Annotated in this window: 8 protein-coding genes and 1 tRNA gene; 3 read left to right on the forward strand and 6 right to left on the reverse strand. The window is 64.7% G+C overall.

Annotation, left to right across the window (positions count from 1 at the left end; all coding sequences use genetic code 11):
• Nucleotides 1–154: 154 nt before the first annotated feature.
• Nucleotides 155–823 carry an O-methyltransferase gene (locus tag PGX04_RS15695; RefSeq protein WP_273739366.1) on the reverse strand — a complete coding sequence of 223 codons (669 nt, stop codon included), beginning with the start codon at nt 821–823 and terminating at the stop codon, nt 155–157.
• 181 nt (nt 824–1,004) lie between these two features.
• Here PGX04_RS15695 and PGX04_RS15700 point away from each other — a divergent pair, with 181 nt between their 5' ends.
• Nucleotides 1,005–1,451, forward strand: coding sequence for a dCTP deaminase/dUTPase family protein (locus PGX04_RS15700; protein ID WP_273739367.1), 447 nt, complete (start codon nt 1,005–1,007; stop codon nt 1,449–1,451).
• A gap of 332 nt (nt 1,452–1,783) precedes the next feature.
• Here PGX04_RS15700 and PGX04_RS15705 read toward each other — a convergent pair whose 3' ends face one another.
• The 3 genes from PGX04_RS15705 to PGX04_RS15715 form a co-directional block, all read right to left on the reverse strand.
• Nucleotides 1,784–2,584 (reverse strand): enoyl-CoA hydratase-related protein, encoded by an 801-nt coding sequence (locus PGX04_RS15705; protein WP_273739368.1) that lies wholly within the window; start codon nt 2,582–2,584, stop codon nt 1,784–1,786.
• Nucleotides 2,584–4,221: a long-chain-fatty-acid--CoA ligase gene (locus PGX04_RS15710; protein WP_273739369.1), complete on the reverse strand. Its 1,638-nt coding sequence runs from the start codon at nt 4,219–4,221 to the stop codon at nt 2,584–2,586. Before PGX04_RS15710 ends, PGX04_RS15705 begins: the two co-directional genes overlap by 1 nt.
• Nucleotides 4,222–4,458: 237 nt before the next feature.
• Nucleotides 4,459–5,283, reverse strand: a complete 825-nt coding sequence (locus tag PGX04_RS15715) for a DUF6159 family protein (RefSeq protein WP_273739370.1) — start codon at nt 5,281–5,283, stop codon at nt 4,459–4,461.
• Between the two features lie 133 nt (nt 5,284–5,416).
• Between PGX04_RS15715 and PGX04_RS15720 the strand changes: the two genes are divergently transcribed.
• Nucleotides 5,417–6,037, forward strand: a complete 621-nt coding sequence (locus tag PGX04_RS15720; RefSeq protein ID WP_273739372.1) for a universal stress protein — start codon at nt 5,417–5,419, stop codon at nt 6,035–6,037.
• Between the two features lie 55 nt (nt 6,038–6,092).
• Entirely contained in the window at nt 6,093–6,398 is a 306-nt protein-coding gene (locus PGX04_RS15725; protein WP_273739373.1) for a hypothetical protein, read from the forward strand.
• Nucleotides 6,399–7,091: 693 nt separating this feature from the next.
• Here the strand turns inward: PGX04_RS15725 and PGX04_RS15730 are convergent.
• Together PGX04_RS15730 and PGX04_RS15735 are read right to left on the reverse strand one after the other, a co-directional pair.
• A tRNA-Thr gene (locus PGX04_RS15730) sits at nt 7,092–7,165 on the reverse strand.
• A 12-nt stretch (nt 7,166–7,177) separates the two neighbouring features.
• A partial coding sequence (locus PGX04_RS15735) for a GNAT family N-acetyltransferase (RefSeq protein WP_273739374.1) occupies nt 7,178–7,583 on the reverse strand: 406 nt, incomplete at its 5' end.

Below are 7,583 nucleotides of genomic sequence, written 5' to 3' on the forward strand. Positions count from 1 at the left end.
CCGCCGACACGACGGCCGTCGCGCTCACCGCGGTCACGTGGGCGACGCTGCTCGCCGCCGCCGCGTCGACGATCTTCCTCGGCCTCCGCGAGTACGGTTCCCCGGCTCCAGCAGCAGAACCGGACGATCAGGTGTTCGACGGCGACGCGTCAGATTACTCGGCCCGATAGCTGACAGCGATTCCTTCTCCCAGCGGGACGATGATCGTCTCGAAGGCCGGATCGGCACGAACCGTCTCAAGGTAGTCGATAACTCCCTGCGTGTGTTCGGTACAGTCGACGGGAGCGTCGCCCTCGGCCCACTCGAGGAGGTCCTCGAAGTCGAGGACGCTCGCCGTGATCGCGTTGTCGGCGATGACGACGCCGCCGACCGGGACCTTCGATCGGACGGCCTCGAACGCGTCCGCGTACCGGTCCTTCTGGTGGTCGATCAGGACGACGTCGAAGGGGCCGTCGGAGCGATCGATCGTTTCCATCGCGTCGCCGAGCTCGTAGCGCGCGACTCCGTCGTAGCCGCCCGCAGCCAAGTACTCGCGGGCGAGCTCGAGTTCGTCCTCGTCGACCTCGGTGAGGACGATCTCGCCGTCCGCGGGAAGGGCGTCGGCGAACCAGTAGGCGGAGTAGCCGTAGCCCGACCCGAACTCGAAGACTCGTTCAGCGTCGTTCAGGCGGGCGACGAACCGGAGGAACGCGCCGACCTCGGGGCCGACGTGGGGGAACCCCTCGGCGGCGGCGTACTCGTCCATCTCGATCAGGGTCTCGTCGGGATCCGGGCCGACGGCGCGAACGAAGCGGGCGATCTCGTCTGTGAGGATGTCGGTCATACGCGAGCGTACGACCGCCAGCCTATAGGGTTCGGGGAGCCGGAAGCAATCGTCTTGCCCGCTCGCCGGCCCCATCCGTGTTCCGCACTCGACGAAACCGCTATCGGTTCCGACTCACCGGAAACGCGAGCCACCGGCGAGGATACCCTTTTTTGTTCTCGAGACCGTCTACCAACCCGATATGTCCGCCGAACACCCCCTCGCCGACTCCGTCGACAATCTGGTGTACGAGCCGGTACAGGTTCACGAACACGGGATCGACCTGACCGTCGGTGCGATCTACGAGGTCGCTGCCCCCGGTCGCATCGACTTCGGCGGCGACGAGCTCGCGGACGCCGACCTCGAGCCGGTGCCGACCGAACAGGAGAGTCCCCACGACGAGTACGGCTGGTGGCACCTCGAAGGGGGCCAGTACGTGATCCAGCACAACGAGTTTCTGACGGGCCTCGAGGGAGCGGCACAGCTTCAGCCGCGCAACGAGCTGTTGGCTCGAGGCGGTTCCCATCCCTCGATGCACGTCCGAGACCACCTGCCACTGATGCCGCTGTCGGTGGCCGACGGCGGGCTCCGACTGAAGGAGAACGCGCGGGTGTCGACGCTGATGGAACTCCACAGCAGCTCTCAGTGACTCCGCAGTCGGTTTCGGTCAGCGGCCACTGATTTGGTCGCGGTTCAGTGATTCGGTGAATACGCGTATCAGTAGACGTGTGAACGGTGCAGCGGATTCTGATGGGGTTCGTGTCAGGAAGTGTCGTGCCATCGTGGCAACAGGGAATCGCCACGCACTCCCCACCCGATTCGCTCGCACGGCTTTGGACCGCGGTTCACCGGTGGTTCACTGCGGCCCAGCGCGCGCCACTGCACGCCGGGTGGCCGATCGAGAGTGAGACGTCGTTCTCCCATACGGAGAGACCCATCCGATAGCTCGCCAGCTCTCGAAAATTCGTCGGCGAAAGCCCGCTACCGTCCGTCGTATTCGGGCTCGCGATCCTCGAGGAAGGCGTTCACGCCTTCCGCGTGATCGTCCGTCTCGAAGACGATCCCCTGTGCGACGGCCTCGTCGGTCAGGGCCTGATCGAGCGATTTCTCGAGGCCTTCGCCGACGAGCCGATTGGCGTGACGGAGGGCGATCGGCGGGCCGGAGACGATCTTCCCGACGAACTCGTCGACCCGGACGTCGAACTCGTCGTCGGCGTAGACGTGGTTGACCAGACCGAGGTCGGCCGCGCGATCCGCGCCGAAGATGTCGCCGGTCAGGACCAGTTCCCTGGCGACGTTCTCGCCGACGATCCGCGGGAGCAAGTACGAGGTGCCGGCGTCGACGCTCAGCCCGACCTGGCGGAAGACGAAGCCGAAGGCGGCCGACTCGCTTGCGAGCTGGACGTCACAGGCGATCGCGAGGTTCGCGCCCGCGCCGACGGCGGGTCCGTCGATGGCCGCGATCGTCGGGATCGGGAAATCGACGAGGCGAGTCATCAGCTCGTTCGTCGAGCGCTCGAGTCGGCGCACCCGATCGTCCGCGGGGATGTCGTCCTCGATGGCCTCGACCATCCGCTCGATGTCGCCGCCGGCCGAGAATGAGCCGCCGGATCCCTCGAGAACGACACAGCGGGCGTCACTGCCCTCGATTTCCTCGAGCGCTTCGGAGAGCCCGGCGCTGATCTCCGCGGAGAGGGCGTTTCGGCGGTCGGGCTGGTTGAGCGTGATCGTGGCCGCTCCGTCGTCTTCGATCTCGAGGAGGACCGCCTCGCCGAGCGCCATTATTCGGTCACCTCCTCCACGTCTTCCCCCTTCTCACGGAGTTTGAACTTCTGGACCTTGCCGGTCGTGGTTCGGGGCAGCTCCTGAACGAACTCGACCTCCCGGGGGTGTTTGTACTCCGCGAGATTGGTCAGGCAGTACTCCTTGATCTCGTCTTCGGTGACGTCGCCGTCGGGCGTGCGGACGATGAAGGCCTTGATCGTCTCGCCGCGGCGCTCGTCCGGAATCCCCGCGACGGCCGCGTCGGCCACGTCAGGGTGTTCGAAGAGGAGTTCCTCGACCTCGCGCGGGTAGACGTTGTAGCCGCCGGTGACGATCATGTGCTTCTCGCGGTCGACGACGTAGAAGAAGCCGTCCTCGTCGTGGTAGCCGATGTCGCCGGTGTGGAACCAGCGCCGGCCACCCTCCTCGGTGAAGGCCTCCTCGTTGGCCTCGGGCAAGCCATAGTAGCCCTTCATCACGTTCGGTCCGGTGATGACGATCTCACCGGTGATCTCGTTGAGATCGGCGTCCTCTTCGTCGATCGGTCCCTCTTCGACCGGGGAGACTTCTCCGAACTCATCGTCTTCGGGCGGCTCGTCGCCGCCCGAATGGTCAGCGGAACTTCGTTCCGCGCTATCGACGACCTTCGAGTCGACACCGGGGACGGTCTTGCCGATGCTGCCGACGCGGCGACCCTCGATCGGGCTGTTGAAGTGGGTGATCGGACTGGTCTCGGTCAGGCCGTATCCCTCGTAGAGCTTCGGTTCGTAGAGTTCCTCGAACCGGCGCAGGACCTCGACTGGGATGCCGGAGCCGCCGACGCCGCAGAGCCGCAGCGACGACATGTCGAACTCCTCGGCGTCGGGCTGGTTGATGACATCGTTGTACATCGCCGGCACACCGTGCATGATGGTCAGCTCCTCGTCCTCGATGAGCGAGACGGCCTCCTGTGCGTCCCACGAAGCCATCGGGTAGTAGGCACCGCCGTTGAACAGCGACGCGTTCATTACGACGGTCATCCCGTAGATGTGAAACAGCGGGAGGACGCCGAGCGATTTGTCGTCCGGTTGAACCCCGTCGGGAATGAGCTCCGACGCCGCGTTCGCGTTCGACGCGAGGTTCTCGTGGGTGAGCTGGACGCCCTTCGGCTGACCGGTCGTCCCCGAGGTGTAGGGCTGGACCGCGTCGTCGTCGTCGGCACGGTCGGCGATTCCGGGATCGCCCGGCTCGAGGAAGTCCCCGAACGCGGTCGCGCCCTCGGCGTCGCCGCCAACGCTGACGACGTGTTCGACGCTCGTATCGTCCCGCACCTCCTCGACGAAGGGGACGAGGTCGGCCAGCGCGACGACCACCTTGGCCTCGCTGTCCTCGAGCAGATGGCCGATCTCGCGGGCCTTGTACTGCGGGTTCATCGGAACCACGACCCCGCCGGCGCGAAGCGTTCCGTGGAACGCGATCACGAACTGCGGCAGGTTGGGGAGATAAAGTGCGACGCGGTCGTCCTCGCCGATGCCGCGCTCCTCGAGCGCCTGTGCGAACGCACCCGTCTGCCCCCAGAACTCCTCGTAGCTCGTCTCGGACCCCTGAAAACCGATCGCGGTGTTGTCGCCGTGTTCCTCGACGGCATCCGCGACGTTAGTGACAAGATTTGTCATAGTCCGTGCGATACGTTTTCGTGTATCGTAAAAAAGATTTACATCGTTCGGTGACCACGCCGGTATTGCTTTCCAAGAATAACACCGCTGACGGAATCGGTATGTGACACGAAGCGCTCGAGAGCGACGACGAGTCGAACGACGGACGACTCGAGGCCGCATACGTCCGTCCTCCTCATTTCGATACCCCGAATCAGGGATCTCCGTGTCAACATGGGGGCGAAGGAGAGCCGCCGGTCACTCCGAGAAGATGTCGTCCGGCGAGAGGGCCTCGAGCGGACCGACCGGTTCGCCGGTGGTCGCATACTGGTAGAGGGCGGCGCGAACGATCATGCCGAGGACCTGCGTGACGACGATCGCGGCGACGAGGAGCAGTCCGCCGATCGTGCCCATGAGAGACGCGGCAACGCCCGTCGCAGACAGGTACGCGACGGCGAGGAGGCAGACACCGACGAGCACGACCGGGAGTAGCGCCAGCCCGATGCCGAATGTCACGGTCACGCTCTCGCCCCACGTTCGAGCGAAGGTGTCCCCGCTCCGTCGCAGATCCGACCGGAGTGTATCGGTCCGGTCAGTGACGATCACCGGGACGACGAAAAACGTCAGAAGCCCCCACGTCAGGTCGAGGATCGACCGGGTGAGCGCCCCGACACCGGGAACGTTGTCGCTCAGGATGGAGAGGAGGGTACCGACGGTCGCGGACAGCAGCCCCCACTTCGCGATTCGACCGCGGACCGTCCACGCGGCGGCCAACCCGTCGCGGACGGTCGGCTCCTCTCCGGCGAACTGTCGGGTCGCACAGTGGACCACCGCGGCGTTGAAGAAGATGCCGACGCTCGAGGAGACGGCGAGGCCGGCGAAGATAACGCCGTACTTGACGAGCTGGTTCGTGAACACCGCATCGACGAGTCCGTAATGGAGTACCGCGACGCCGCCGACTGCATACGCACTTCCGACGACCACGAGACTCAAAAGCGGAAGGACCGCGAGTCGGGGTCGGTCTCGAAACACGTCGAGGCTGGCGTCGATGACAGCCAGCCCGCGTCGAAATCCGTCGAACATATTTCCGACTACTCTGCACGAATATATAATCGTGTCGGTGTGTTGACTCTCCATCGTCACGAGAACGCTACTGTGACGAACGGAGACGGACTCGAGGGTATTTACGGCCGCGTTGCCTAGCCTCGCGGTATCAATGTACCAGGACATCCTCGTTCCGACGGACGGGAGCGACGGAACCCGTCGATCGCTCACGCACGGACTGGCAATCGCGGAGCGGTTCGACGCGACGATTCACGCGCTGTCAGTCGTCCCCGAGGGGCCGCTGGGGACGCTTCAGACCGACGAAGCGATCCCCGCCGCGGAGCGGGCGGTCGAGCGGATCGAAGCCGAAGCGACGCGGGAGGGCGTCGACATCGTGACGGCGGTCGAACGGGGTGTCCCTCACGAGGAGATCCTCGCGTACGCCGACGATCACGGTATCGACATGATCGTCATGGGAACGCAGGGGCGAACCGGACTCGACCGGGTGCTCGTCGGCAGCGTCACCGAACGGATCGTCCGAATGGCTGACGTCCCGGTCGTCACCGTCCGCCTGAACGACGAGATACGGATCGAAGACGCCGACGAAGCCGCACGGATCGCCCGAAAAACGGCCGAACAGGAGGGGTACGACGGGGTCAGCGTCTCGGAAGATCCACACCGGACCAGCGCCTCCTGGATCGTGCCCCTCGAGACCGAAGCGGGACCGGTCCACGTCCACGTCGACGCCGTGACGAGCGAGTCCCGGGTCGCCGAGGGAACCGACACCGAGTAGGACCGCCCACGGCGCGCTCGAGTCTCGATTCCGGGAACGCGTAGGAGTCGACGCCGTGTCGACCCAACTGCTGGAGTGCGAGCGACAATCCGCCGGTGTAGCGGGGAAATTCGTTCCGCAGTTCGTCGCGAAAGACCACAACGACGACTCGGTCGTCGGCCGGATACGCCGAGTTCGTGTCCGCGACGGTCCCGCCGGGGACGCGCCACTCGTCGGCGACGGCTCCGGGGATTTTGACGACGACCGCACGGTCGCTCGAGTCGTCGTCGCCGTCGACGACGACGTCACCGAGCCCCATCGGGTTGCGCTCCGAATTACTTTCACCCATCCGATATTGAACCAAGATACTTCTATGGCATAATTTATTGGGATTCCGGCGCGGGTTCGTGACCATCTCCCGAAGGCGGTCTCGAGCACTCATTCGAAGCGATTTCACTGCCGGCAGCCCATCGGGAGCGGACAGCGAACGAGGATCGCGACGGGCGGAGAACCGGCGCTGCACCCGCTTCGCTCGCGACGCTTGTGGTCTACTGCTCGTTCACAGTGACCGCTGGCTACGAGAGTGCTTCTCGAGGTACCAACACACGTGGGGAGTATCGTTTTGTAAATGACTCTCGGATACAGAGACGCGGTAGGTGATCATCGTTCAGATGATCCACGCCGCCATACCACTTCTGTCCCACGGACACCGCTGACGAGTACTGACAGCGAGTGTCTACGTCATAGCCAACGCAACGCCGGCGAAGCCGTGCACCAACCGGCAGCAGGGCCGCCTGATCGGTGTCACACGTTCCAAGGATCCGTCAACGACGAGACTGTCGGTCCCGAAGAGTGTGACAACTGGACGCCGACCACCGTGTCGATCACGATGTCGGCCGGTCGATACAGCTGAACCCTCCACGGAACGGGGGAAACCCGTCGGTAGCGAAACTCAAACGCTGCCACCTGCGTTCTGACCGCGGAGAGAACGAACCGTCGATCCGTGTCGTCGACGTTCTTCGAACATCGAAAACTACTGATATCCGCCGTGAGGGGCTTTGAACCTGCGCACGGAAGCCAGGGCGGGGATTTGAACCCCGGGAGTCTCGATTACAAGTCGAGTGCATGAACCGCCCATGCTCCCCTGGCGCAGGCCGTTGGTTAGCCGTCCTCCTTTGAATGTGTATCGTTTTCGTCCCGTTCCTCGAGCGCGCGCGACATCGTGACCCGAAACTCGTCGTACCCCTCGCGACGGTAAAAGCGGCGAGCGGCCTCGTTGTCCGCCATCACCTCGAGTAACAGTTCGTCCGCACCCCGCTCGGCGATCGACTCCTCGGCCGCCTCGAGCAACGCGGTGCCGATCCCGCGACCGCGGACGGTCGGCTCGACGTAGATGTTCGAGAGCATGCCGCGGGTGCTGTCGAGTTCGAGGGTGCCGTGTTCGATCGAGACCGACGCGAAGCCGACGATATCGCCCTCGAGGCGGGCGACGAGCAGCCCGTCGGCGACCTGATAGGCCCCGAGCGTCTCGTGCATCGTCTCGCGGTTCGCGTCGGCGCGGACGGCC

The sequence above is a fragment of the Natrinema soli genome (assembly GCF_028618695.1).